The following is a 25,330-nucleotide window of genomic DNA, read 5'->3' as shown; positions in this document are numbered from 1 at the left end:
GACCGCACACCGCCGGGGGCCGTCGGGTCCGACTCGCGGAACTGCCCGGGGCCAGGCGTCGCCTCGTGCGGCCGGGACAGCCACATCCCGGCCGGACCCTCCGTGGCCGGCGCAGGCGACCGCGTACGGCCGGCGACCGCCGTATCCCGTTCGGAGGACCGCACACCGCCGGGGGCCGTCGGGTCCGACTCGGGCGGCCCCGCCTGGGCCGGCGCCACGGCGCCCTGCCGGGATGGCCGGGCCCGGGCCGGGACGGTCGCGTCCGGCGAGGACGAGCAGGTCTGATCCGGGCTCATCGCGCCCCGAGTAGAAGTACGGGTCCGGTCCGGGGCCGCCGCGTCGGGCGAAGTCGGCCGCGCCCGGTCCGGGACCGCCGCGCGGCGCGAAGACGGCCGCGCCCCCTCAGGGGCCGCCGCAACCCGCGAAGACGGCCATGCCCCGCCAGGGGCCGCCGCGCCCCGCCAAGGCGGCCGCGCCCCCGCCGCCCCCGTGAGCGCCGTGCGGATCGCGGTGAGGATGTCGGGGCGCTCTGGTCGGCGAAACGGGCGACCTCCGCCGGGGCCGTGGCCGGGTTCGGTACGAGCAGTGCGTGGGCGCCGGCCGCGCGGGCCGCGAGGACGTCCGCCGCGATGTCACCGATCACCAGGCACGCGGCGGGCGGGACACCGAGTCGGGCGGCGGCCGTGAGGATCAGGCCGGGGCGGGGCTTGCGGCAGTCGCAGCCCGTTTCCGGGGTGTGCGGGCAGAAGACCCAGGTGTCCAGGCCGCCCAGCAGGGCGTCGGCGCGTTCGTTGACCCGGCGTACGTCGTCGGCGGTGATGAGGCCGCGCCCGACGCCGGACTGGTTGCTGACCACGCCCGTGGCCAGGCCGAGGGAGCGCGCGAGTGCCACGGCCTCGGCCGCGCCGGGCAGGAGCCGGACGCGCTCGGGGTCGCCGTTGTAGGGCACGTCCGCCACGAGGGTGCCGTCGCGGTCGAACAGGACGGCGGAGAAAGGGGTCACCCGGCACCTCCCAGCGGTTCGGCGTGCCGGTGGCGGAGGACTCCGCGCAGCCAGTGCCGGACGGCGAGGGGCGGGATGAGCACACTGGTGCCGAGCATCCCGGCGATCTCGCGGGCGGTACGGGGGCCGGGCAGGATGCGGGCGAGGGCGAACTCGAGGGTGCCGAGCGTCCACAGGGCCGTACAGACGGTCGCGGCGCGGCGGCGTCCGGCCAGCGCGCAGGCGGCCGCCGCGAGAGCGGCACCGGTCACCACCGCGTGGCGGGGCAGCCGGCCGCGGGGTGCCTTGGCGCGGTCCCACCAGTCGCGGCCGTGCAGCCGGTTCATCAGCGCGTCGTCGGCGTTGCCGCGCTGCGCGGGCAGCGAGGCCCACCAGTGGGCCGGGCGCACGGGGTGCCGGGTGATGCGGCGGCCGCGCCGCAGCGTCCAGCCGGCCCGCTGTACCCGCAGGGCGAGGTCGGCGTCCTCGCGGAAGGCGCGCGGGAAGCGTTCGTCGAAGCCGCCGACCCGGGCGAGCGCCTCGGTGCGGTAGGCCATGTCGGCGGTGGCCCAGGCGGCGTTCTCCAGACCCTTGGTGCCTCGTTCCCAGTCGGTGGGCCGGCGGTCCAGGGGCAGGGGGACACGCAGCTGTCCCTGGATGCCGCCGACGTCCTCGCCGGCCGCCCGCAGGTCCTCGGCGAGCAGCCGGGACCAGTCCGGGAGCACCTGGACGTCGTCGTCGAGGAAGACGGTCCACGGTGTCCCGGCCGTGCGCCAGCCGGCGTTGCGGGCGGCGGCCGGGCCCTTGCCCCCGGTGCGCAGGGTCCGTACCCGGTCGAGCAGTGGTCCGGCCTCGGCCAGCGGCAGTTCGCCGTCGCACTCGGGCCGGTCGTCCACGACGATCACCTCGTCCGGGGGGTGGCCTTCGGCCGCGGCGAGCGCGCACAGGCACTCGGCGAGGCAGGGGCGGCCGATCGTCGGGACGACTACGGTGTAGGCGGGCGCGTCGGTCATGCGAACGCCTTCCCGCGGCGGATCGCGAACGGGCCCAGCACCAGCAGGTCCACCGGCGCGGAGCCGAAGCACTCCAGGGCGTCGCGCGGGTCGTCGACCATGGGCCGGCCCGCGGTGTTCAGGCTGGTGTTGACGACCACCGGCAGCCCGGTGCGGCGCTCGAAGCCGTCGATCATCCGCGCGACCAGCGGTTCCTGGGCGCGGTCGACGGTCTGGACGCGGGCGGTGCCGTCGACGTGCACCACGGCTGGGACGCGGGCCTTCCAGCCGGCGGCCACGTCGTGCACGAAGAGCATGTGCGGGCTGGGCAGCGGTCCGTCGAAGATCTCGGCCGCGCGTTCCGCGAGCACCATGGGCGCGACCGGCCGGAACTCCTCGCGGCCCTTGACCGCGTTGAGCCGCTCCAGGTTGTCCGCCTTGCCGGGGTGGGCGAGCAGCGAGCGGTGGCCGAGGGCGCGCGGCCCGTACTCGCTGCGGCCCTGGAACCAGGCCACGATCCCGTCGGCGGCCAGCGCCTCGGCGGCCGTCTCGGCGATGTCGGCGGGCTCCTCGTACGGTACGGCGGCCCGCTGAAGCCACTGGCGCAGCTCGGCGTCGCTCCAGCCGCGGCCGAGCGCGGCGGTCGGCATCGGCTCCAGCGTGTCCTTCTGGCCGGCGACGTGCGCGGCCGCGCCCAGGGCCGTACCGGCGTCTCCGGCGGCGGGCTGGACCCACACCCGCTCGAAGCCGCTCTCGCGCCACAGCCGGGTGTTGGCCACGCAGTTGAGGGCGACACCGCCGGCCAGGGTGAGCGTGCTCTCCCCGGTGCGCTCGCGCAGCCACCGCGCGAGGGCGAGCATGGCCTCCTCCAGACAGAGCTGGGCACTGGCTGCCAGGTCGGCGTGGTCCTGGCGCCAGGCGCCGCCCGCGGGGCGGGCCGGTACGAGGTCGGCCCACGGCACCGGGCGGGCCCGGAAGCCGCCCTGGTCGTCGGGGTGGACGTACTGCCGCAGTCGCTCGGCGAAGCGCGGGGTGCCGTAGGAGGCGAGCGCCATCACCTTGAACTCGTCGCTGCTGCGCAGGAAGCCGAGGTGCTGGGTGAGGTCCTCGTAGAACAGGCCGAGGGAGTCCGGCAGTTGCTGGGTGCCGAGGACGGTCAGCTCACGGTTGGTGTAGCGGCCCGCCAGGTGGGAGCCGCACTCGCCGCGGCCGTCGAGGACGAGGACGGCGCAGTCCGGGTACGGCGAGACCGGCCCGGCGGAGGCGGCGTGGGCCACGTGGTGCGGGACGAACCTGACCTTCGCCGGGTCCAGACCGGGCAGCGCCTCGGCAAGGAAGTCCGGGGCCTGGCGGGCGTAGTGCTGGCGCAGGTGGTCCCAGGGGTCGTCCAGGCCCATCCGCTCGGCCGGGCGGGCGAGCGAGGGGTCGTAGGAGTAGGCGACGGCGTCCAGGTCGGACGGGGTGAGGCCGGCCTGTTCCAGGCACCAGCGGGCGGACTGCTCCGGCAGCTCCCACGCGGAGAAGGGCACGGGCCGCTTGCCGTGTTTGCGGCGCGAGAACCGCTCCTCCTCCGCCGCCGCCACGACCTTGCCGTCGGTGATCAGGGCGGCCGCGGGGTCGTGGAAGAGTGCGTTGATACCGAGGACGTGCATGCGCTGTCTCCAGGGCGGCGGGCGGTCGGGGGTCGGGGCGGCGGTCAGGGCTGCGGTGCCGGGTCCTCCTGCCTCGGGACCGGTTCGGGGGGCTGGGCGGCGAAGTAGGCGATGGTCTGCTTCAGCCCCTCCTCCCAGGGGATCTGCGGCGACCAGCCGAGCAGTTCGCGCGCGAGGGTGGTGTCGGGGCGGCGCCTGCCCGGGTCGTCGACGGGCCGGTCGACGAACGCGATCGGGGAGCGGGAGCCGGTCAGGGCGACCACCCGGCGGGCCAGGTCGGCGACGGTGATCTCGTCGCTGCCGCCGATGTTCACGGGCCGCACCGACCTGCTGGCGGCCACCCGCAGTATGCCGTCGACGGTGTCGTCCACGTAGCACAGCGAGCGGGTCTGGCTGCCGTCGCCGGCCACGGTGAGCGGCTCACCGGCCAGCGCCTGGCAGATGAAGGTGGGCACCGCGCGGCCGTCGTGGGCCCGCATCCGCGGCCCGTAGGTGTTGAACAGCCGCACGATCCCGGCGTCGGTGGACCTGGTCCTGGCGTGCGCGGTGACGAGCGCCTCGGCGAACCTCTTGGACTCGTCGTACACGCTGCGCGGCCCGACCGGGTTCACATTGCCCCAGTAGCCCTCGTGCTGGGGGTGCACCAGCGGATCGCCGTACACTTCGGAGGTCGACGCGAGCAGGAGGCGCGCCCCGTCGCGTTCGGCGATCGCGAGCGCGTTGCGGGTGCCGAGGCTGCCGGCGTCCAGGGTCTCCAGGGGCAGGCGCAGATAGTCGGCGGGCGAGGCCGGGCAGGCGAAGTGCAGCACCAGGTCGTACGGTCCCGGCAGCCGCTCCGCGCAGTCGGGCGCGGAGACGTCGACCTGCGCGAACCGGAAACCCGGCCGGTCCTCCAGCGCGGCGACGTTCTCCCTGCGCCCGCAGGCGAGGTTGTCGGCGCAGTCGACTTCGACCCCCGAATCCAGCAGCCGTTCGCACAGATGGGAGCCGAGGAAGCCGGCGCCTCCGGTCACGAGGGCGCGCCGCCAGGAAAACGGTGTGTCACCAGTCATGGGGCTGTTCCTTCGTCCACGTCGTCGCGCCCCCGGAACGCTCGTGCCTGTGCGTTCCGCGCGCACCGCGACAACGGGCCGAGAGGGTCGGCCCGCTGGGGGAAGTGCTGGGGAAGCTGAGGAGAGGGCTCGGTCCCCGCTGGTCCGGAGGACCGCCCTGGTCGGCCGCCGCTGGCTGGACGGCACTGGCACTGAAGTTCCCCTGCCAGTTGGTTTCACACGTTGCATCCTTATTGTCCGGAAGGCCGGGTCCTCGCGCGACTTCAACGACGTCGAGCCAGGTGGAGAGGGGCCTGAGGCGACGCCCGGACCGGTCGGCGGCGCCATCCGGAAAGAGTTCGTGAGGGCCATGCACGACGAGGTCACGGCCGCCCTGCTGCGTGCCCTGCGGCAGCCGCACCGGCCGGTCTCCCGGGCGCGTGCTGCTGACCGGCTGGTTCAGTTTCCGGGACGGCGAGGCGACGGCGAGGCGACGGCCGGGGACGTGCCGGCCCAGCGGCACGCGTCGGCCGCGCCGACCGGGGCGGCCATCCGGCGCGACACGGCGTGAAGCCCCGGTTTCCGCCGCGGCGCCCTGGGCACGGCGGCGCCACGGCGCCGACCACGCGGTCCGCTGATCGCAGGCGAAGGCGATGTGCACCTGGGGGGCCGTGGAGCGGGTGGGCCGTGTAGCGGGCCGTGCGTGGGGCACTCGGCGCGGCGACGGCAGGCCGCTCATGGGCCGCCGCGATGTCTCGCAGGAGGTGACGACATGGGTCACGGCGGAAACGTCATCCAGGAGCTGACGACCGATCACCGTGAGGTCGAGGAGATCTTCGGGCGTATCGAGGCGCTGCCGCCCGGCTCAAAGGACCGCAAGGACCTCGCCGACCAGGCGACGATCGAGCTGGTACGGCACTCGGTCGCGGAGGAGTCCTATTTGTACCCGGCGGTGCGCGAGCACGTCACGGGTGGGGACGCGATGGCCGACAAGGAGCTCGAGGACCATGCCAAGGCCGAGCGGATCATGAAGGACATGGAGGGCATGCAGGCGGACGATCCGCAGTTCGACACGCTCATGGCCCAGCTGATGAGCGAGATCCGCTCCCATGTGATGGACGAGGAGCAGAACCTCTTCCCCAAGCTGGAGGCCGCCTGTCCGGCGGACGCGCTGATGGACCTGGGCGACAAGGTACGCCGCGCGAAGAAGATGGCCCCCACCCGTCCCCACCCCTCGGCACCGGACACGCCCCCGGCCAACAAACTGCTGGCCCCGGGAGCGGGCCTGGTCGACCGCATGCGCGACGCGCTGTCGGGCCGGGGGAAGGAGAGCTGAGGGAGGGTCCAGGGGGTCCAACCGAGTCCCCGACGTTCCCCGGGCCGACACCGGGCCCCTGCTGGTCCGGGGTTGGCCCGGCGTCGGCGGCGGGTGCTGGTCCGGGGTTGGCCCGGCGTCGGCGGCGGGCGGCTGGCTGACTGACATCGTCGTCTCGCACTGGCACAAGGCCTGGTTGGCACAAGGCCTGGCCGGTCATCGTCGTCTCGCGGCGTCTCGCCCAGCCGCCACCTCGCCACACGTCGCCACGCGACACCCTGCGCCCGGTCACCGGCGTTCTCGGGCCGCGCGGCGAGGAGGCAACGGGACCGCCCTCGGCCTGTGACCCCCACCAGTGCCGTACCAGCCAGCGGGACCGCCGATCGTCGCCACGGAGCAATCGTCGCCACGGAGCAACGGCCACCCGCCGACAGGCGCGGGAACCCCGTCCGCGGTCCCTGGCCCCAGCGCCTCACAGCCACGGCCGCCGCATACGGCCCGCGTCCCCGGAGCGGGCGCGGGCGCGGTGGTGGATCGCTCGTCGTAGGAGGCGGAACGCCTGGAGGAGGGTCAGTGGGCAGAGCAGCGCGAAGCACCAGAGCACTGCGGGGTCCGACGTACGGACACCCATGACGGCCGCGAACGCCGAGGCGATGCCCAGCAGGAGTACCGCCACCGGCAGCCACACCTCTCCGCGCAGGTCGCCCATGCGGCGCGCGAACCTGCGGTCCTGCCTGAGGCGGGCCTCGATCTGCAGCAGCGCGACGCGTTCGCGTGGCGACAGCCGTACCTCGTCGTGCGTCTCCCATGTCTCCCAGTCGTCCACGGCAACGGCACCTCCTCCGCCGACCGGCGGTTTCCGTCCCCGGGCGCCCGAGTTCCCCGGACGGCACGGCCGATGCGGAGCCGCGAGCGCCCGCCGGAGGCCGCCGCGGCCGCAGCCGTCCTCCCGCCGTTCTCGCGTGCCGGGACGCTGTACCGGAGGGGTCGACGGTGTCCGGCGGCGGGGCGCCGGCCGTGCCGGGAAGCTGTCCGGAGGAGTGGGCGGCTGTCACGACCGGCCGTATCACCGAACCCGAGGAAGTGGCGGCCCTGATCGCGCGCCACCGCAAGGGCCAGCCCTAGACCTGCCGGCGTGCCGTCCCGACGAAAGCGTCGATCAAGGCGCGAGTCGCGTCCCGTCGGATGATGACGTCGGCGCGCTCCTCCGCCCGATCGATCTTGCCGACCGCCGTGAAAGCGTCGACCGCGACGGCGATGAGTTCGGGCTCGTCGGTGATCAGCTGGAGTTGGAACAGGGCGTGCTGCGTGCTGGAGCGAAGCTCGAACGACCGGCGGCGCAGCGTGACTTCGTCCTCGGCGTCGCGGCCCTCATGCAGACAGAACCAGTGATGCAGCATGGCCTGGCGGAAATCGACGAGCAGTCCGGCGTACGCGCCGAACACCTCCAGCCGCTCCTGACGCAGCCGCTCCTTGCGGGCGTTGTGCTCCGTGCGCCGTGCCGATCGCTGCTGGAAGACATGCGTCACCGTGGAGCCCAGCAGGGTGCCGAGGACCGCGATGACACTCGTGACTATGGCGTTCATGGGACACCATGCAACCAGGCCACCGTCAGCCGACCGGGCGCTACGGACCGTAAAGCCACCGTCACAGGTGACCTTCGCTGCCCCAAGGCCGATACTGCCGATAGACGGGACGAGCGACCCCCTTCAGCCCTGGCGCCGAGCTCGCGAGGAGACACCCATGAAGATGCTGATCAACGTTCCGGAAACCGTCGTGGCGGACGCGCTGCGTGGGTTGGCGGCCGCGTATCCCGATCTCACGGTCGACGTGGAGAACCGGGTGATCGTCCGCCGGGACGCCCCGGTGGCCGGGCAGGTCGCGCTGGTGTCCGGTGGCGGGTCGGGGCACGAGCCGCTGCACGGCGGGTTCGTCGGCCCGGGCATGCTCGCCGCCGCCTGTCCCGGAGAGGTGTTCACCTCCCCGGTGCCGGACCAGATGGCGCGTGCGGCGGCGGCCGTGGACAGCGGTGCCGGTGTGCTGTTCGTCGTGAAGAACTACACCGGCGACGTGCTCAACTTCGACATGGCGGCCGAACTGGCCGAGGACGAGGGCATCCAGGTCGCCAAGGTGCTGGTCAACGATGATGTGGCGGTGACCGACAGCCTGTACACGGCCGGGCGGCGCGGCACCGGTGCGACGCTGTTCGTGGAGAAGATCGCGGGCGCCGCCGCGGCCGAGGGGCAGCCGCTGGAGCGGGTCGAGTCCATCGGGCGTCAGGTGAACGAGAACTCCCGGAGTTTCGGTGTCGCGCTCAGCGCCTGCACGACCCCGGCGAAGGGCAGCCCTACCTTCGAACTTCCCGACGGCGAACTGGAGTTGGGCATCGGCATCCACGGCGAACCGGGCCGGGAGCGGCGGCCGATGATGACCTCGGGGGAGATCGCCGACTTCGCGGTGAACGCGATCCTGGAGGACATGCCGCCGAGCAGCCCCGTGCTGGTGCTGGTCAACGGCATGGGCGCCACCCCGCTCCTGGAGCTGTACGGCTTCAACGCCGAGGCGCAGCGGGTGCTGCGCGAGCGCGGGGTCGCCGTGGCCCGCACCCTCGTCGGCAACTACGTCACCTCGCTGGACATGGCGGGCGCGTCGGTGACGCTCTGTCAGGCCGACGAGGAGCTGCTGCGGCTGTGGGACGCTCCGGTGAAGACTCCCGCGCTGCGGTGGGGGATGTGATACGGCGAACGAGGCGATCATCACCCGTAGCACGCCGGTCAACACCCCTGACACGCAAGGAGATCCAGTGCTCGACGCCGACTTCTTCCGCCGTTGGATGGCGGCCACCGCCGCGTCCGTCGACCGTGAGGCGGAGCGGCTCACCGCCCTCGACTCGGCCATCGGCGACGCCGACCACGGCAGCAATCTGCAGCGTGGCTTCACCGCCGTACGGGCCGCCCTGGAGAAGGAGGCGACGGACACCCCGGGCGCGGTTCTGGTGCTCGCCGGGCGGCAGCTCATCTCCACGGTCGGCGGCGCGGCCGGGCCGCTGTACGGCACGCTGCTCCGCCGGACCGGCAAGGCCCTCGGCGACGCCGCCGAGGTCGGCGAGGAGCAGCTGGCCGAGGCGCTGCGCGCGGGCGTGGACGGGGTGATGGCGCTGGGCGGGGCGGCCCCCGGCGACAAGACCATGATCGACGCCCTGGTGCCGGCCGTGGACGCGCTCGGTGACGGCTTCGCCGCCGCGCGGGCCGCCGCCGAGGAGGGCGCGGTGGCCACCATCCCGCTGCAGGCCCGCAAGGGCCGGGCGAGCTATCTCGGTGAGCGCAGCATCGGCCACCAGGACCCGGGTGCGACCTCGTCGGCTCTGCTGATCGCCGCTCTGGAAGAGGCGGCGGAGGGCGGACGGTGAGCGACGAGAAGGTGGTCGGGATCGTGCTGGTGTCGCACAGCGCGGAGGTGGCCGCCTCGGTGGCCGAGTTGGCGAAGGGCCTGGCGGGCGGCGCCCCGGCGGTGCCCGTGGCCCCGGCGGGCGGCACCGAGGGCGGCGGGCTGGGCACCAGCGCCGAGCTGATCCGCGCCGCGGCGGCCTCGGTGGACCGGGGCGCCGGGGTGGCGGTGCTCACCGATCTCGGCAGTGCCGTGCTCACCGTGAAGGCGCTGATCGCCGAGGGCGGCGAACTGCCGGACGGCACCCGGCTGCTGGACGCGCCGTTCGTCGAGGGGGCGGTGGCGGCCGTCGTCACCGCCGCCACCGGGGCCGGCCTGGACGCCGTGGAGGCCGCGGCGACGGAGGCGTACGGCTACCGCAAGGTGTGACACGGCCACGGCACAGGCCGGTCACCTGTGCGCGAGGAACAGCCTGGCCAGCCGCGTGCCCGCGGACACCGCCGCCGCGTGGTTCTCGATGGGGTGCACCCGGGAGTTCCGGAACACGATGTAGGTGACCCCGGCGGGCGCCCCGCCGCCGCTCGGGTCGGCCCGGATGCCGAGGCCCCGGGCGGTGGCGTAGGAGGCCTCGCCGATGACGTCGCGGGGGCCGATGTCGCCGACCACCGCGTACCGCACCCGGCCCCGGTAGAGCACGGCGGCGACCGAGCCGCCCCGTACGCCGTACTTCCGGGGGTTCCAGATGCGGCTGGGGGCCGGGACGACGATGTAGGGCAGCCTCGCCGCGTCGAGATGACGGCCGTCGGACTGCTCGTAGGCGGTCATCGTGGAGAACTGCGGGTCGGTGTGGCGGTTGCAGCGTGCGGTGGACCGTCCGTCGCAGTCGACGTCCAGGTCGGCCTTCCAGTAGACGGCGTCCCGGGTGCCGCAGACGGGCACGGTCGCGGGACGGCCGGCATCGGTGCGGTACCGGCCGCGGGAGATCCGGTGGCAGGTGCCCAGCCGGTCCAACAGGTCGGCGGCGGCCACCGCACCCTCGCTGTGGGCCACGGGCCGTTGCCGGGGTGGGCCGTCGGCTGCCGGGGCGGGCAGCACGGCCGGGGCGTGCAGGGCGGCCGGGGCGAGCAGGGCGACACCGGCCACGGCCGGCGTCAGCGACGGGACACGCACGATGAGGGACCCTCTCGTCGGGGACGGGGCGGACGTCCGGCCGCTGTGCGGCGGACATCCAGCCCACTCTGGTGCGCATCGGCGCCCTCCGGCCATCCGGCCCGCTCCGAAGAGGCCGGATGGAGCAGGCTTCTGACGCCCCGTGAGGGACATGAGGAGGGACAACGGGGGGACTTCCGGAGCGGCGGCGGTGGCCCGCGACAACAGGGGCCGGGGATCCGGGCCGAAGCCGGTCCGGATCCCCGGGCCACCCGCGTCGGCGCGGGATCGGCGACGACAGCGTGTCCGCGCCGCAGGCATGAACTTCCCTGCCCTCTCGGGTAGTTCAGCCGCAGAGAGCCCCAGCATACGGAACGTCCCGGCGTGGTCACCAACACGGGCCCCGGATCGGTCACCCGCGCGGACGCCGGTCGGTCACCCACGCGGCCCCGTAGTGGTCACCCACACGGCCCTCTTGCCGCTTCGGTGCCCCCCGCGCCATATTGGTCCGGACCTTTACATGAATGCCGATGCCGCCGTCCCCGGGGAGGCAGAGCCGTGCGACGCGTTCCGTGGCCGCTCGTGCCGGTCTGCGGGGTCCTGCTGCTGGTCGCGTCCTGCGGCTGGGGCCGGGCCGGCGAAGCCGACGAAGGCCGGGCACCCGGTGCTCCGACCGGGGTCACCGCGCGGGCGGGCAGCGCCACGAGCGTGCACGTGATGTGGAACGCCGTGCCGGACAGCTCCGGTGTCCGCGCCTACGAGGTGTATCGCGGCACCACGAAGGCGGAGGAGGTGCCGGGTTCACTGCACATGGTGGACGTCACCAGGCTCAGGCCGTCCACCGTGTACGCCTTCACCGTGCGGGCCCGGGACACCGAGGGGCGGCTCGGGCCGCCGAGCCGCCAGGTGCGGGCACGGACACCGGCCAGGACGGCGGCGGACCGCTCGGGGCCCACCCGGCCGGCGCATCCCGCCGGGCGGGTGCTCGGCGCCCGGGAGGTCCAGCTGTCCTGGGGCGCGTCCCGGGACGACCGGGGTGTGGTGTCGTACGACGTGTACCAGGGCGGGGCGAAGATCCACAGTGTCGGCGGGAACCAGACCGCGACCGTGGTCACCGGACTGCGTCCCGGCACGGCTTACGTCTTCACCGTGCGGTCCCGCGACGCCGCCGACAACCTCTCCCCCGCGAGCACCCCGGTCCGCCTCACCACCCCGGGCACCGACGACGGGCGGAACACCGCGCCCACCGGCTTCACCTTGGGGACCCATCGGGCCGGCGGGGCGTACTACCTCGACCTGTCCTGGGACCCGCCGCGCGTGGACGGCGTGATCACCGAGTACCAGGTCGGCCTCGACGGCACCGCGGCGACCTCCCTGATGTGGGGCGGCACTCCCCCGCGCGGACGGGCGGGCTACAGCTTCTACATCGGCCGGACCGCCGGAGAGGAACACCGGGTACGGCTGCGGGCGCGGCTCCCGGACGGCACCTGGGGCGGCTGGTCGCCGGAGCGAACGGTGACGACGGGCGGCCGAGGGCGGCTGAGGGCGGCCTCCCCACGCCGGCCACGGCAGCCGGCCCAGGGGCGCGGGGCCGCGTCGACCCGCGGCGCCACTGCGGGTGCGCGCCCTGCCGCGGACAGGCCGCACCCGCCGGCACCCGGGCGTCGCGGACGAGGAGGCACGTTCTCCGCCGCCCGACGGAATCCGTCACCTGACCGGCCGCCTCCCGGGTGCGGCCACCCCCGCAGCCCCGTTGGCTGCTGTCCATGCAGACCTCGCGACTCCTCGCCCGCTCCGGTCCGGCCCTGGCGGCCGCCGCGGCGCTCACCGGCGCCCTCGCCGGACCGTCCGCCGCGGCCTCGGGCATTTCCGTCAGTACGACCGGGTCCACCATCTCGGTGGTCACCAGCGCGTGCTCCGAGATCAACGGCAGCTGGGGCAACGCGGCCCTGCTCACCAGCAAGCAGGCGAACTTCTCCGAGGGCCGGCAGGTGAGTCTGGCGGGCACGTCCGTCAGCCAGTCCGCGGCCTGGACCGGGGTGAGCCCGGGGACGTACACCGTGGTCGTGGTCTGCTCCAGCGGCAGCACCGCGGGCACCCAGGCGGTGAACGTCTCGTCCGGCTCCCGGCCGACGACCTCCTCCACGGCCACCTCGTCGACCTCTTCGACAACCTCCTCGACGGCCTCGCCGGCGCCCTCCCGGGGCGTGCTGGGCGGCCTGGGCGGTGCCGCCCGGGACTACGGGCCGCTGACGCTCGGCATCGGCGCGGCCCTGGTGGGCACCGGGGCCATCGCGACGGGCTGGTACCTGCGGCGGCGTTCGAAGCCCTACCGGCTCTGACACAAAGCCGTACGGCCGGCACCGGCACAAAGCCGTGCGGCCGGCTCCGGCACAAGGCGTGCGGCCGGCTCCGGCACAAGGTGTGCGGCCGGTTCTGGCGCACGGCGTGCGGCCGGCTCCGGCGCACCGACGGCGCAGTCCGGTCAGTCGCCCTCCGGTAGTTCGGCGAACTCCGCGAGGGCGTGGGTGAGCCACTGGGTCCAGAAGGTCTCCAGGTCGATGCCGGCCCGCAGCACGAGATGGCGCAGCCGGTCCTCGGGGGCGTCCCGGTCCGGCGGGAAGTCGCGCTTCTCGATCTCCCGGTACTCGGCCAACTGCCGCCGGTGCAGCTCCAGATGACGGCGCAGGTCCGACTCCACGCCCGCCCTGCCGACCACCGCCGCGGCCCGCAGCCGCAGCAGCAGCGTGTCCCGCAGCGGTTTGGGATCCTGCGCGGCGGCGGTCCAGCGGGCCAGTTCGGCACGGCCCGCGGGCAGGACCTCGTAGCTCTTCTTCTGCCCGCGGGCCGGCGCCTGAGTCGGCAGGGCGCGGATGAGGCCGTCGGCCTCCAGCCTCCCCAGCTCGCGATAGATCTGCTGGTGCGTCGCGGACCAGAAGTAGCCGATCGACTTGTCGAACCGGCGGGTCAGCTCCAGCCCCGACGACGGCTTTTCCAGCAGGGCGGTGAGGATCGCGTGCGGGAGGGACATGGCCTCAATCCTAGGGACCGCCGGCCCGCGGCCTACAGCGCCGCCGCCAGCTCCGTGCCCTGCTTGATGGCCCGCTTGGCGTCCAGCTCGGCCGCGACGTCCGCGCCCCCGATCAGATGGACGCTGCGCCCGGCGGCGGCCAGCTCCTCGTACAGGTCGCGGCGCGGCTCCTGGCCGGTGCACAGGACCACCGTGTCGACCTCCAGCACCGTGCTCTCCTCGCCGACGGTGATGTGCAGACCCGCGTCGTCGATGCGGTCGTAGCGGACGCCCGGGACCATGGTCACGCCACGGTGCTTGAGCTCGGTGCGGTGGATCCAGCCGGTGGTCTTGCCGAGGCCGGCGCCGACCTTGGTGGTCTTGCGCTGGAGCAGGTGGACCTGGCGCGGCGGGGTGGGCCGCTGCGGCGCGGCGAGACCGCCCGGCGTCCGGTAGTCCATGTCGACGCCCCAGGCACGGAAGTACGTCTCCGGGTCCTCGCTCGCCTTGTCCCCGGCGTCGGTGAGGTACTCGGCGACGTCGAAGCCGATGCCGCCCGCGCCGAGGATGGCGACCCGGTCGCCGACGGGTGCGCCGTCGCGCAGCACGTCCAGGTAGCCGAGGACGCGGGGGTGGTCGACGCCGGGGATGTCCGGGGTGCGCGGGGTGACACCGGTGGCGACCACGACCTCGTCGTAGCCGTCCAGGTCGGCGGCGCCGACCCAGGTGTCCAGGCGTACGTCCACACCGTGCGCGTCGAGCTGGTGGCGGAAGTAGCGCAGCGTCTCGTCGAACTCCTGCTTGCCGGGGACCTTGCGGGCCACGTTGAGCTGGCCGCCGATCTCGCCCGCGGCGTCGAAGAGCGTGACCTCGTGGCCGCGTTCGGCGGCGGAGACCGCGCAGGCGAGTCCGGCCGGACCCGCGCCGACGACCGCGACGCGCTTCTTCAGCCGGGTCGGGGAGAGCACCAGCTCGGTCTCGTGGCAGGCGCGCGGGTTGACCAGGCAGGAGGTGATCTTCCCGCTGAAGGTGTGGTCGAGGCAGGCCTGGTTGCAGCCGATGCAGGTGTTGATGGCCTCGGGCGTCCCGGCGGCGGCCTTGTTGACGAAGTCGGGGTCGGCGAGCATCGGGCGGGCCATCGACACCATGTCGGCGTAACCGCCCGCCAGCAACTCCTCGGCGACTTCCGGGGTGTTGATGCGGTTGGTGGTCACCAGCGGCACGGACACCTCGCCCATGAGCTTCTTGGTGACCCAGGTGTAGGCGCCGCGCGGCACGGAGGTGGCGATGGTCGGGATGCGGGCCTCGTGCCAGCCGATGCCGGTGTTGATGATCGTCGCTCCGGCGGCCTCGACCGCCTTGCCGAGGGCGATCACCTCCTCCAGGGAGGAGCCGCCCGGGACCAGGTCGAGCATGGAGAGCCGGTAGATGACGATGAAGTCCTCGCCGACGGCCTCGCGGACCCGCTTGACGATCTCGACGGGGAAGCGCATCCGGTTCTCGTAGGAGCCGCCCCAGCGGTCGGTGCGCCGGTTGGTCTGCGCGGCGATGAACTCGTTGATGAGGTAGCCCTCGGAGCCCATGATCTCCACGCCGTCGTAGCCGGCCTGCCGGGCGAGGCGGGCGGCGCGGGCGTAGTCGTCGATGGTCCGCTCGACGTCGGCGTCGGTCAGCTCGCGCGGCACGAAGGGGCTGATCGGCGCCTGCAGCGGGCTCGGGGCGACGAGGTCCTGGTGGTAGGCGTACCGCCCGAAGTGCAGGATCTGCATCGCGATCCGGCCGCCCTCGCGGTGCACGGCCTCGGTGACGGCCTTGTGCCGCTCGGCCTCCGCCTCGGTGGTGAGCTTGGCCCCGCCCTCGTACGGCCTGCCCTCCTCGTTGGGCGCGATGCCGCCGGTGACGATGAGGCCCACCCCACCCCGCGCGCGGGCCGCGTAGAAGGCCGCCATGCGCTCGAAGCCGCGCTCGGCCTCCTCCAGACCGACGTGCATGGAGCCCATGAGCACGCGGTTGGGCAGGGTGGTGAAGCCCAGGTCGAGCGGGGTCATCAGGTGCGGGTAACGGCTCATCGGGCCCTCCGTGCGCGGTGTCGTCGCCTCTTGTTGTAGAGGAAGCCCGCGCCTTTGTGCAACTAGTTGCACAACCAGCGAGGGGTGACACCGACCACTCTGTACCTACTAGTATGTACAGCCGGACTCGACTCCAGCCCGCCCGAAAGGACGTACTCACCATGCCCTTCGTCCGGATAGACGCGCTCGGCACCGACCCCGCCCGGCTCGACGCCCTGGGCCAGGCCGTCCAGGACGCCCTGGTGGAGACGCTCGGCGTGCCGCCCGACGACCGCTTCCAGGTGCTGGCCGGCCACGACGGCACCACCAGCACCCTGCGCTACGGCGACCACCTGGGCCTGCGCAAGGACGACTCGGTGGTGTTCGTGGCCATCACCATGCGCTCGGGGCGCCCCCCGGAGCGCAAGCGGGCGCTCTACCGGCGGATCGCCGAGCTGGTCCACGAGCGCACCGGCACCGCGCCGCGCAATGTCGTCGTCACCGTCACCGAGAACACGTCCGTCGACTGGTCCTTCGGCGACGGTGAGGCACAGTACGCCCCGGCCGACGTGACGCCGGCCGGGGCAACCTCCTAGGCCCTGTCGGCCCGGCGCCCGGGGGAGGCTCAGCGGCTGCGCAGCCGCAGATGCAGGTCCCGCTCCTGGTCGCCGGAGGCCGTGCAGGTCTCCTCGACGGCGAACATCGAGTCCAGGGTGTGCCGGAACCGGTCCACGGCCCAGTAGCCGCCCTGGACGTCCGCCTGGACGGACGCGTCGAGGTGGACCGGCGGGCAGCCCGGCCCCCGGGCGTCCGCGACGTCGTACGTGCCCAGCCACACCATCGGCCGGACCTCGTGGAGCTGCTGAGGGATCTCGTCCGCGCCCCGGTCGGACGCGAAGCAGGAGCTCAGCGCGTCGAAGACGAGGCGTGCGTCCTCCTTGGAACCGCTGATCTCCACCGTGACGGTTTCCGGGTGCGACCGCTCCGTGTGTGCCATTGATCGCTCCTTCCGTGCCGCGCCGCGGTGGAAGGGGGTACCCCGCCCAGCCGCGTCCACCCCTAGGAAAGCACCACCGGCCGGTCGGCACACCCCAGGCGGGCTCAGCCGCGGGAGAACTTGTACGTCTTGCTGTCCGTGAGGACGCAGAAGCCGGGCGACATCACGATCACGCGCAGGATCCCGGTGCGGCGGTCGTAGTCGATGCCCTCCACCTCGAAGGTGCCCGAGCAGGAGCTGCGCAGCGGCAGCTGGCGCAGGGCGGTGACATGCCCGGTGACGTCCCCGGAGCCGTTCGGCGGGGCCGACAGGTCGATCTGGAGCAGCGGCTTGGTGAGGCCGAACAGGCTGCCGTCCGGGTCGTCGGAGGAGCACAGCAGGGTGGTGGGGCCGGAGAAGTCGCAGCCCTGGACGTCGCGGACGGCGTGGTCGAGGTTGACCCGGGAGACCTGCGGGAGGTTCGCCGAGGGCGAGGTGGCCGGGTTGACCCCGGGGGTCGGGAAGACCAGCAGGCGGTTCATCGTGCCCCACTCGCCCGAGAGCATCCACTGGCCGTCGGGCGAGATCGCGTCCCAGGAGTTGTTCAGGGCCTCGCCGGGGCTCAGCGCATGGACGTACTCCGACCAGGTGCCGTCGGGCGCCTGCACGCGGTACATCTTCGAGTTGCCGGAGTCCTGCTGGTAGGGCTCGATGTAGTAGCCGTTGTACGAGGCGTCGGGGTCACCGACGTGGTTCCAGCCCCGGCTGGAGACAGCGAGGGGAATGGTGCCGATACCCGTGTACCGGTTGGGACTGTTCGCCGGCACCTCGACGGAGGTCAACCCCTGGCTCTCGTCCAGCGCGCGGGCGTGGTCGGAGCCGGTCTCCGTCCAGGTGTCGGCCGCGGCGGCGGACCCGGGTGCGGCGAGGGACACGACGGCGGCGGTGGCGAGGGTGACGAGTCCGGCGAGAACTGGATGACAACGTTGCCGGGCGGACGCGGGCATGGCCGACTCCTTGGACTGGGTGACAGCGGGCGGTGGGCAGGAACGACCGGGCGGCGGGGACACTCGGTCGGCGGACAGTCTGGCGTGGTGCGATGGTCATGTACAGGCCAATGCAGCAACATGAGCGTGAACTCTCCCGGTCCGCCGTGGGGACGTGCACGATGTCCGGGACGGAAGTCCCCTCCCGGCGTGGCGGCTTCGGCGGACGTGCACCGCTGTGGTGAGAGATGGTGGAGGTGACCGGCGACGGCGCCGGAGAGTCGGGTGTGAGCGCGGTGGATCAAGGGGAGTCGGCACGGGGGACGACGTGCCGTGCGGACGGGCGAAGGCGGTACATGGCATGAGCGCAGCCGAGGCTCCGGTGACCGAGGGCGGCGAGCCGGTGCGCGGTCCGGAGCGGCCGGGCGGGCTGCTCGACGTGCTGGGCGTGGCGTCGGTGGTGCTGGACACCAGCGGCCGCATCGTGCTGTGGAGCCCGCAGGCGGAGGAGCTGTTCGGCTACACCGCGCGGGAGGCCCTCGGCCAGTACGCCGCCCGGCTCATGGTCCACGAGCGGCACTTCGAACTGGTCGGCAAGCTCTTCGCCGATGTGATGCGCACCGGGCAGAGCTGGGCCGGCGGCTTCCCCGTCCGGCACAAGGACGGCACCACCCGCGTGGTCGAGTTCCGCAACATGCGGCTGCTGGACGACCGGGGTGACGTGTACGCGCTCGGCCTCGCCGCCGACCAGTCGACCGTACGGCGTCTGGAGCAGGACGTGGCGCTGTCCGAGCGGATGGTGAAGCAGTCACCGATCGGATACGCCGTCCTGGACACCCGGCTGCGGTTCGTCTCGGTCAACCCGGCCCTGGAGAAGATCAACGGGGTACCGGCCGCCGAGCACGTCGGGCGGACGCTGCGCGAGGTGCTGCCCATGCTGAACCCCGAGCCGGTGGAGATCGACGCCCGGCGGGTGCTGGAGACCGGGGTGCCGGTCATCGACAACACGCTGGTCGGCCGTACCCCCGCCGACCCGGACCAGGACCACACCTGGGCGCATTCGCTGTACCGGCTCGACGACGCCATGGGCAATGTGCTCGGCGTCGCGGTCTCGGTCGTCGACATCACCGAGCAGCACCGGGCCTCCCTGGAGGCGGAGGCCGCCCGCCGCCGGCTCGCGGTCATCGCAGACGCCTCCGCCCGGATCGGTACGACGCTGGAGCTGGACCGCACCGCCTGCGAGCTGGCCGAGGTCGCGGTGCCGGAACTCGCCGACGTGGCCGCCGTCGATCTGCTGGACGCGGTGGTGGAGGGCCGGCCCAGCACGCTCGGTCCGTCGGAGGAGGCGGTGATCCGGGCCCTCGCGGTCCGCCCGCAGGACGACACGGACGCCGTACGGGCTGCCGACCCGCCCGGCCGGGTCGCCCGGTACGGGTCCGACCGGCTGGTCACCGAGTGCGTGCGCACCGGCGAGGCGGTGCTGGTGCCGCGGGTCAAGGACGAGGATCTGCCGCGCATCGCCCGCTCACCCGAGGCGGCCGATCTGCTGGGCCGCGCGGGACTGCACTCGTATCTCGCGGTGCCGCTGATCGCGCGCGGCGAGGTGCTGGGCGCCCTGGACCTGAAACGGACCCGCACTCCGGCGCCGTTCGACGAGGACGACGTGCTGCTCGCCCGGGAGCTGGCCGCCCGCGCTGCCGTGCAGATCGACAACGCGCGCTGGTACCAGAACGCCCGCAACACCGCCCTCACCCTGCAGCGCAGTCTGCTGCCCAGCAGCCCGCCGGTGACCACCGGCCTGGAGGTGGCCTCCCGCTACCAGCCCGCCGGGGCCACCAGCGAGGTCGGCGGCGACTGGTTCGACGTCATCCCGCTGGAGGGCGGCAAGACCGCGCTCGTGGTGGGCGATGTGATGGGCAGCGGTCTCAGCGCGGCCGCGACCATGGGCCGGCTGCGCACGGCGACCACCACGCTGGCCGCCCTGGACCTCGATCCGGCGCTGCTGCTGGAGCACCTGGACAAGACGACGTCGGCCCTGGACCACTCCATCGCGACCTGCATGTACGCCGTGCACGACCCGCATCTGCGGCAGTGCCGGATCGCCAACGCCGGCCATCTGCCGCCGGCCCGTCTCCGCCCGGGCCGGCCGCCGGAGCTGCTCGACCTGCCGACCGGGGTGCCGCTGGGCGTGGGCGGCGTCGCGTTCTCCACCGTCACCGTCGACTTCGAGCCCGGTGACGAGCTGGTGCTCTACACCGACGGGCTGGTGGAGACCCGGTACCACTCCCTGGACGAGCGCCTGGACTTCCTGCTGTCCCTGCTCGACGACCCCGCCCGGCCCTTGGAGGACACCTGCGACCTCCTCCTGCGGACCCTGCACCACCCCGCCAACCACGACGACGTCGCCCTGCTCATCGCCCGGGCGCAGGAACTCCCCTGACGGTTACGGCAGTACGCCGATCACCACGTGCGCGGACAGCTCCTGGGAGACCGCCGGACGGGCTCTCAGCCCCGCGTCCCGGAAGGCCTGTAGAGCGGCCGGTGCCTGGCGTTCGCTGGTCTCGCTCAGCAGGCAGCCGCCCGGCGCGAGCCACTCGGGGGCCCCGGCGGCCACCCGGCGCAGCACGTCCAGGCCGTCCGCGCCGCCGTCCAGGGCGCCGCGCGGTTCGTGGTCGCGGGCCTCGGCCGGCAGCAGGGGCAGCTCGGCGGTGGGGACGTACGGCACGTTGGCGGTGAGGATGCCGACCCGGCCGCGCAGCGCGCCGGGCAGGGCGTCGTAGAGGTCGCCCTGATGGGCCCGGCCCGCGTGGGCGGCGAGGTTGCGGCGCGCGCAGCGTACGGCGGCCGGGTCGATGTCGGCCGCGTGCACCTCGGCTCCGTCCAGGGCGGCGGCGAGGGCCGCGCCGAGCGCGCCGGACCCACAGCACAGGTCCACGACGACGCTCGCCCGGGGCGCCTGGGCCAGCGCCTGGTCGACCAGGAACTCGGTACGGCGGCGGGGGACGAACACCCCGGGTTCCACCGTGACCCGCACTCCGTGGAACTCGGCCCAGCCCAGGACGTGTTCGAGCGGGTGCCCGGCAGCGCGCCGTTCCACCATCGCGGCCGCTTCCTCGGGTGAGCGGGCGGTGGCGAGGATCAACTCCGCCTCGTCCTCGGCGAACACACACCCGGCGGCGCGCAGCGCGGAGACGAGGGCGGCGGGGGAAGAGAGGGAGCCGGAAGAAGACCCGGAAGAAGCGCCGGAAGAAGAGCCGAGGGAAGAGCCAGGAGAAGACATGGAGGCCGAAAGCCTTTCGGAGCGCGGGACTTCAGGGCGCTCTCGCGGTCACCGCTGCCGGTGCGCCGTCCGCGACCGGACGCCCACCCTACCCCACGGCGGGGCCCGCTCCCGGGCGGGAAAAACACCTGGCGCGGGGTGGGGCGGGCGGCTACGCTCGCCGCGATGACGACTCACGCCTCGCAGAGATTGGGGGTCCCGTCCGCGCAAGGTGAGCGCTGATGCTCCCTTCCACCGCGCATGGGGACTCCCGGCTTTCCATGTGGCTGCGCGTACGGACGTACGCCGTGCCACCGTCCATGATCGAGCTCGCCACCCGCCGCCGTACGGCCGGGGACTGGGCGGGGGCCTGCGCCGCCGCCCGGATCGACGTCGACCTCGATCTGCGTTCCGTGGCCCGCGTCCACGGCCGGGAGATCGCGGCCCGGCTCCGCGCCGACCTCCGCCGTCTCGCGCCGGACCTGCTGCGCTGGCACATGCCCAGGATCGCGCCCGACGGGCTGCTGCGCCCCGGCCTGACCCTGACGCTGGCCCGGTACGAGCGGCCCGGCCGGGCCGGGCCGCTGCACCTCGTGGCCCGTACCCCGCCGGCCTGGGCGGACGCCGGCCAGCGGATCGGCCTCGCCCTGTTCGACCCGGCCGATCCGCCCGCCGGCCGCCATCCGCATCCCCACCCCCACCGCCGCTACCGGCTCGATCTGCACCGGCACCTGTGGGACGCGAGCAGGTCCGGCGAGCTGCGCGCCCGGTCCGGCGCGGTCGGTCCCGCACCACCGGACCTCGATCCGCTGGGCCTCGTCCCGCCCGGGAGCGGCTGCGCCGTCGCCCGCTGGGCGGCCGAGGCGGGCCTCCTGCTGCGCGCCGACGGACACTCCGGCGGCCCCTTCGCGGTACGGCTCGGTGCCGGCCGCCGGGTGCTTCTGACGGTGACGGCGGACGGGGGCGGCGCGCCGGAGCCGATCGGCCAGCGGCACGGGCCGGACCCGGCCGACGGGGCGCCAGGCCCGGCCCGGCTACGGCAGCGTGGCCGGACACGCCATATCGCGGACGGGGGCGACGCGCCGGATTCGGCCGGGAACGGGCGCGGGGTCCACCCGGACGACGGCACGCCAGGCCCGGCCCGGAAACGGCACCATGGCCAGGCGCGCCACGTCGCGGACGGGAGTGACGCGCCGTATCCGGCCGCGTTCCCGCGCGGAGCGGGTGCCGACGGGGTGCATGGCCGGGCCGGGCTTCCGTACCGGGTCGCGAACGGGGACGGTGTGCCGCGCCTGCGGATCGTCGACGAGGTGCCGACGGGCGGTCTCTCCGCCGTGCCGGTGCTGCCCGACGCGGCGACCTGGGTGGCGCCCGATCTGGAGTTGCTGCGCGCCGGGCTGATCGGCGCGGACCGGCTGCATCCCCTGGTCGCGGCCGCGCTGGTCCCCGGTCGCACGGCGTCCGGTGCGGTCCGCGATCCGGATCCGGTGGAGCGGGCGCGCCGGGTGGAGTGCCGGGGAGCCACGCACCGGATCGGCCTGGCCGACGGGGTCCTGGTAGCACTGGACCACGACCGAGCCGAGATCCGGCGCGAGGAGCTGCTGGCCGCGCTCGGCGGACCGCCGCTGCCCTGTCTGCGGGTCATCGACGAGGCGCACCGGCGCCCCGACTGCCTGGCCGGTGTGCGGGAACGGCTGGACCACGGTGACACCGAAGGCGCCCTGGCCGTGGTCGAGGGCCTGCTGGGTCCCGGTGCCGTGCTGCGCGAGGGGCCGCTGCGGGACGAGCTCACGGCGGCCGCCGAGCGGCGCATCGCCTATGGGCTGTACCGGGCCGGTCTGACCGACCCCGGCGACACCTCCACCCACCCGAGCCGCCGTACCGGCCGAGGCCGCCGCCTCACCCGGCGGCAGGCCCGCACCGTCACGTTCTTCTGAACTCCCTTTCAAGCAAACCCACTTCACACTTCCAAGGTGATTCCTCATGACCTCGTACGTCTCCACGCCCCTGCCCGCAGACCCTTCCCTCTCCTCCCAACTCGCCGTCGCCGACGCCCTGTCGGCCCTGCTGCGCGACTCGGCCACCGAACCGCGCTCCGACATCCAGCTGGAGGCGCTGACCCTGGCCGTGGCCGCCGATCTCCCGGTGCTGCTGTGGGGCGAGCCCGGCATCGGCAAGACGGCGGCTCTCACCCAGCTCGCCGGCGCCCTGGACCTGCCGTTGACCACCGTGATCGCGAGCGTCCACGAGCCGTCCGACTTCTCCGGCCTGCCCGTCCTCGGCGACGATCCGGCGGTGCAGGGCGTCCCGATGGCCCCGCCGGACTGGGCGGTGCGGCTGGTACGGGCCGGGCGGGGACTGCTGTTCCTGGACGAGCTGTCCACCGCTCCCCCGGCGGTGCAGGCGGCGCTGTTGCGCCTCGTGCTGGAACGCCGGATCGGCGCGCTGCGGCTGCCGCCCGGGGTGCGCATCGTGGCCGCCGCCAACCCGCGCTCCTCGGCGGCCGACGGCTGGGAGCTGAGCCCGCCCCTGGCCAACCGGTTCGTGCATCTGCAGTGGGCCCACGACCACGACGTCGTCGTACGGGGCCTCGGCGGGACCTGGCCCCGGGCGACCCTGCCCCGGCTCGACGCCGAGCGGCTGCCCGAGGCCGTGGCCTTCGCGCGGCGCGCGGTGTGCCGGTTCCTCGTCGCCCGGCCGGGGCTGGTGCACCGGCTGCCGAGCGGGGAGAGCCGCCGGGGCGGGGCGTGGCCGTCGCCCCGGAGCTGGGAGGCGACCCTGCGGCTGATCGCCTTCGCGACCGCCGCCGGATGCTCGCGGGACGTGCTGTCGCTGCTGGTCCGCGGCACCGTGGGAGACGGCCCCGGGCTCGAGCTGCTGGCGAGCCTGGACCGGATGGACCTGCCCGACCCCGAGACGCTGCTCGCCGACCCGGTGGGTGCGGAACTGCCCGAGCGCGGGGATCTGCGGCAGGCCGTGCTCGACGGCGTGGTGGACGCGGTCCGGGGGCGCCCCGAGCGGGCCCGCTGGGACGCGGCCTGGGCCTTGCTGGTGCGGGCGATGGAGACCGGCGCCCCGGACGTGGTGGTCGTCCCGGCGACCACGCTGGCCTCGCTGCGCCGGGAGGACTGGGACGTGCCGGCGGCGATCGAGCGGCTGGCCGGCGTGGTGTCGCTGTCCCGGCGGGCCGACCAGGCCGCTCGTACGGCCGGCGCCCGCCGATGACGGCGGACGCGCCCGGCGCGCTGGACCTCGGCAAGCTGTTCGCCGCGCGGCTGCACGCGGCCCGCGTCCGGCCGTATCTGGCGACGGCGCTGTTCGCTCTGCGGCCGGTGGAGTCGCGGGAGGTTCCGACCATGGGGGTGGACCGGTACTGGCGGTGCTATGTCTCCCCGGCGTTCGTGGACCGCACACCGGTGGCGGACCTGGCGGCGGTGTGGGTGCACGAGGTGGCGCATCTGCTGCGCGACCATCACGGGCGCAGCGAACGGTTCGCCCGCGAGCACCAGCTGACCGGGCCCGCGGAACGGCTGCGCATGAACATCGCCGCGGACTGCGAGATCAACGACGACGTGTTCGGTGACGGGCTGGTGTGTCCGGAGGATGCGGTGACGCCCGGGAAACTGGGGCTGCCCGCGGGCTGGCTGATGGAGGACTACCTGCCCGGGTTCCGGCTGGGTCCGCGGCTGGAGCGGCTGGCCTGGCTGGACTGCGGCAGCGGCGCGGACGGGCTGGACCGGGGCTGGGAACTGGGGCCGGACGGCGCGCACGGCCTGAGCGAGCAGGAGCGGGACGCGGTCCGGTTCCGGGTGGCGCAGGGCATCAAGGGCAGCCCGGGCAGCGCGCCGCGGGGCTGGCGTCGGTGGGCGGAGGAGGTGTTCCATCCGCCGCAGCCGTGGCGCCAGCTGCTGGGCTCGGCGCTGCGGTCGGCGATGTCCGCCCCGGGCGTGGGCGAGGACTACAGCTACGGCCGTCCGGCGCGGCGTTCGGCCGGGCTGCCTGGGGTGGTTTTGCCGAGTCTGCGGCGCAGGCCGCCCCGGGTGTGCGTGGTCATCGACACCTCGGGGTCGGTCAGCGACGCCGAACTGGGCAGCGCGCTGCTGGAGGTGGCCGCCATCTGCCGGGCCGTGGGCGGCCGACGGGACCTGGTCACCGTGCTGTCCTGCGATGCCGCGGCGAAGACCGTGCAGCCGCTGTGCCGGGAGGAGGGCATCGAGCTGGTGGGCGGCGGCGGGACGGACCTGCGCACCGGCTTCGCCCGGGCGCTGCGGACGCGGCCGGACGCGGTGGTCGTCCTGACCGACGGCCAGACACCGTGGCCGGCCGAACGGCCCTCATGCCGGACGGTGGTGGGGCTGTTCCCGCGGTCCGGTGGGTCGTACGACGAGGACGACCCCGACTACCGACCGGACACGCCCCCGGCGTGGGCCCGGGTGGTGACGATCGGGTCGGGAGGGAGCTGAGGGGCCGGCGGACGGCACAGAGGCTTGCGGTCGAGTCCCACGGCTCACCGCACCCGGGAGAGACGCCGGCAGGGAGCCCC

Annotated in this window: 23 protein-coding genes and 1 pseudogene; 12 read left to right on the top strand and 12 right to left on the bottom strand. The window is 74.2% G+C overall.

Annotated features, from left to right (window positions below):
- Window positions 1–292: 292 nt before the first annotated feature.
- The 4 genes from ABB07_RS34920 to ABB07_RS34905 are packed head-to-tail and all read right to left on the bottom strand — an operon-like array spanning window position 293 to window position 4,678.
- Window positions 293–1,003: a D-glycero-alpha-D-manno-heptose-1,7-bisphosphate 7-phosphatase gene (locus ABB07_RS34920; RefSeq protein ID WP_208902457.1), complete on the bottom strand. Its 711-nt coding sequence runs from the start codon at window positions 1,001–1,003 to the stop codon at window positions 293–295.
- On the bottom strand, window positions 1,000–1,995 hold the full coding sequence (locus ABB07_RS34915) for a glycosyltransferase family 2 protein (RefSeq protein ID WP_208902456.1): 996 nt from the start codon (window positions 1,993–1,995) through the stop codon (window positions 1,000–1,002). Before ABB07_RS34915 ends, ABB07_RS34920 begins: the two co-directional genes overlap by 4 nt.
- Entirely contained in the window at window positions 1,992–3,626 is a 1,635-nt protein-coding gene (locus tag ABB07_RS34910) for a carbamoyltransferase family protein (protein WP_208902455.1), read from the bottom strand. Before ABB07_RS34910 ends, ABB07_RS34915 begins: the two co-directional genes overlap by 4 nt.
- 44 nt (window positions 3,627–3,670) lie before the next feature.
- Window positions 3,671–4,678, bottom strand: a complete 1,008-nt coding sequence (locus ABB07_RS34905; protein WP_208902454.1) for an NAD-dependent epimerase/dehydratase family protein — start codon at window positions 4,676–4,678, stop codon at window positions 3,671–3,673.
- A 349-nt stretch (window positions 4,679–5,027) separates the two neighbouring features.
- On the opposite strand from ABB07_RS34905, the gene ABB07_RS34900 reads away from it, so the two are divergent.
- Both ABB07_RS34900 and ABB07_RS34895 read left to right on the top strand, forming a co-directional pair.
- The gene (locus tag ABB07_RS34900; protein WP_208903852.1) at window positions 5,028–5,228 is read left to right on the top strand and encodes a hypothetical protein; all 201 of its coding nucleotides are present in this window, start codon (window positions 5,028–5,030) and stop codon (window positions 5,226–5,228) included.
- A gap of 201 nt (window positions 5,229–5,429) precedes the next feature.
- Window positions 5,430–5,993: a hemerythrin domain-containing protein gene (locus tag ABB07_RS34895; protein ID WP_208902453.1), complete on the top strand. Its 564-nt coding sequence runs from the start codon at window positions 5,430–5,432 to the stop codon at window positions 5,991–5,993.
- A gap of 451 nt (window positions 5,994–6,444) precedes the next feature.
- Here ABB07_RS34895 and ABB07_RS34890 read toward each other — a convergent pair whose 3' ends face one another.
- Both ABB07_RS34890 and ABB07_RS34885 read right to left on the bottom strand, forming a co-directional pair.
- Window positions 6,445–6,798, bottom strand: a complete 354-nt coding sequence (locus tag ABB07_RS34890) for a DUF3040 domain-containing protein (protein WP_208902452.1) — start codon at window positions 6,796–6,798, stop codon at window positions 6,445–6,447.
- Window positions 6,799–7,093: 295 nt separating this feature from the next.
- Window positions 7,094–7,558, bottom strand: a complete 465-nt coding sequence (locus ABB07_RS34885; protein WP_208902451.1) for a hypothetical protein — start codon at window positions 7,556–7,558, stop codon at window positions 7,094–7,096.
- A gap of 157 nt (window positions 7,559–7,715) precedes the next feature.
- Between ABB07_RS34885 and dhaK the strand changes: the two genes are divergently transcribed.
- From dhaK to ABB07_RS34870, 3 genes are all read left to right on the top strand, one after another.
- On the top strand, window positions 7,716–8,708 hold the full coding sequence (gene dhaK / locus ABB07_RS34880) for a dihydroxyacetone kinase subunit DhaK (RefSeq protein ID WP_208902450.1): 993 nt from the start codon (window positions 7,716–7,718) through the stop codon (window positions 8,706–8,708).
- Between the two features lie 67 nt (window positions 8,709–8,775).
- Window positions 8,776–9,381 carry a dihydroxyacetone kinase subunit DhaL gene (gene dhaL, locus ABB07_RS34875; RefSeq protein ID WP_208902449.1) on the top strand — a complete coding sequence of 202 codons (606 nt, stop codon included), beginning with the start codon at window positions 8,776–8,778 and terminating at the stop codon, window positions 9,379–9,381.
- On the top strand, window positions 9,378–9,788 hold the full coding sequence (locus ABB07_RS34870) for a PTS-dependent dihydroxyacetone kinase phosphotransferase subunit DhaM (protein ID WP_142219242.1): 411 nt from the start codon (window positions 9,378–9,380) through the stop codon (window positions 9,786–9,788). The genes dhaL and ABB07_RS34870 overlap by 4 nt, the downstream gene beginning before the upstream one ends.
- Before the next feature lie 21 nt (window positions 9,789–9,809).
- Here ABB07_RS34870 and ABB07_RS34865 read toward each other — a convergent pair whose 3' ends face one another.
- The gene (locus ABB07_RS34865) at window positions 9,810–10,529 is read right to left on the bottom strand and encodes a glycoside hydrolase family 75 protein (protein ID WP_208902448.1); all 720 of its coding nucleotides are present in this window, start codon (window positions 10,527–10,529) and stop codon (window positions 9,810–9,812) included.
- 537 nt (window positions 10,530–11,066) lie between these two features.
- Here ABB07_RS34865 and ABB07_RS34860 point away from each other — a divergent pair.
- Both ABB07_RS34860 and ABB07_RS34855 read left to right on the top strand, forming a co-directional pair.
- Window positions 11,067–12,038, top strand: a pseudogene (locus ABB07_RS34860) (fibronectin type III domain-containing protein); the annotation flags it as partial.
- A 236-nt stretch (window positions 12,039–12,274) separates the two neighbouring features.
- Entirely contained in the window at window positions 12,275–12,850 is a 576-nt protein-coding gene (locus ABB07_RS34855) for a hypothetical protein (RefSeq protein WP_208902447.1), read from the top strand.
- Between the two features lie 143 nt (window positions 12,851–12,993).
- Here the strand turns inward: ABB07_RS34855 and ABB07_RS34845 are convergent, their stop codons facing one another.
- Both ABB07_RS34845 and ABB07_RS34840 read right to left on the bottom strand, forming a co-directional pair.
- Complete coding sequence (locus tag ABB07_RS34845) at window positions 12,994–13,539, bottom strand: PadR family transcriptional regulator (protein WP_208902446.1); 546 nt, start codon at window positions 13,537–13,539, stop codon at window positions 12,994–12,996.
- A 32-nt stretch (window positions 13,540–13,571) separates the two neighbouring features.
- Window positions 13,572–15,587 (bottom strand): NADPH-dependent 2,4-dienoyl-CoA reductase, encoded by a 2,016-nt coding sequence (locus ABB07_RS34840; RefSeq protein WP_208902445.1) that lies wholly within the window; start codon window positions 15,585–15,587, stop codon window positions 13,572–13,574.
- 161 nt (window positions 15,588–15,748) lie between these two features.
- Between ABB07_RS34840 and ABB07_RS34835 the strand changes: the two genes are divergently transcribed.
- Complete coding sequence (locus ABB07_RS34835; RefSeq protein ID WP_208902444.1) at window positions 15,749–16,162, top strand: tautomerase family protein; 414 nt, start codon at window positions 15,749–15,751, stop codon at window positions 16,160–16,162.
- 29 nt (window positions 16,163–16,191) lie between these two features.
- On the opposite strand, the gene ABB07_RS34830 is transcribed toward ABB07_RS34835, so the two are convergent.
- The gene (locus ABB07_RS34830; protein ID WP_055709692.1) at window positions 16,192–16,563 is read right to left on the bottom strand and encodes a hypothetical protein; all 372 of its coding nucleotides are present in this window, start codon (window positions 16,561–16,563) and stop codon (window positions 16,192–16,194) included.
- 104 nt (window positions 16,564–16,667) lie between these two features.
- Window positions 16,668–17,549: a hypothetical protein gene (locus ABB07_RS34825; protein ID WP_208902443.1), complete on the bottom strand. Its 882-nt coding sequence runs from the start codon at window positions 17,547–17,549 to the stop codon at window positions 16,668–16,670.
- 340 nt (window positions 17,550–17,889) lie between these two features.
- On the opposite strand from ABB07_RS34825, the gene ABB07_RS34820 reads away from it, so the two are divergent.
- Entirely contained in the window at window positions 17,890–19,968 is a 2,079-nt protein-coding gene (locus tag ABB07_RS34820) for a SpoIIE family protein phosphatase (protein ID WP_208902442.1), read from the top strand.
- Window positions 19,969–19,971: 3 nt separating this feature from the next.
- Here ABB07_RS34820 and ABB07_RS34815 read toward each other — a convergent pair whose 3' ends face one another.
- The gene (locus ABB07_RS34815) at window positions 19,972–20,808 is read right to left on the bottom strand and encodes a putative protein N(5)-glutamine methyltransferase (protein WP_208902441.1); all 837 of its coding nucleotides are present in this window, start codon (window positions 20,806–20,808) and stop codon (window positions 19,972–19,974) included.
- 221 nt (window positions 20,809–21,029) lie between these two features.
- Between ABB07_RS34815 and ABB07_RS41155 the strand changes: the two genes are divergently transcribed.
- From ABB07_RS41155 to ABB07_RS34795, 3 genes are read left to right on the top strand one after another with little or no spacing between them, the layout of a single operon-like run.
- Window positions 21,030–22,724, top strand: coding sequence for a hypothetical protein (locus ABB07_RS41155; protein ID WP_244189612.1), 1,695 nt, complete (start codon window positions 21,030–21,032; stop codon window positions 22,722–22,724).
- 46 nt (window positions 22,725–22,770) lie between these two features.
- The gene (locus tag ABB07_RS34800; protein ID WP_208902440.1) at window positions 22,771–24,012 is read left to right on the top strand and encodes an AAA family ATPase; all 1,242 of its coding nucleotides are present in this window, start codon (window positions 22,771–22,773) and stop codon (window positions 24,010–24,012) included.
- Window positions 24,009–25,250, top strand: coding sequence for a vWA domain-containing protein (locus ABB07_RS34795; protein WP_208902439.1), 1,242 nt, complete (start codon window positions 24,009–24,011; stop codon window positions 25,248–25,250). Before ABB07_RS34800 ends, ABB07_RS34795 begins: the two co-directional genes overlap by 4 nt.
- Window positions 25,251–25,330 lie beyond the last annotated feature (80 nt).

Source organism: Streptomyces incarnatus (assembly GCF_001027185.1).
In the GTDB taxonomy this organism is placed as follows: domain Bacteria; phylum Actinomycetota; class Actinomycetes; order Streptomycetales; family Streptomycetaceae; genus Streptomyces; species Streptomyces puniciscabiei.
The sequence above is the reverse complement of the archived record's forward strand: the minus strand, read 5'-3'. Positions and strand labels throughout refer to the sequence as shown.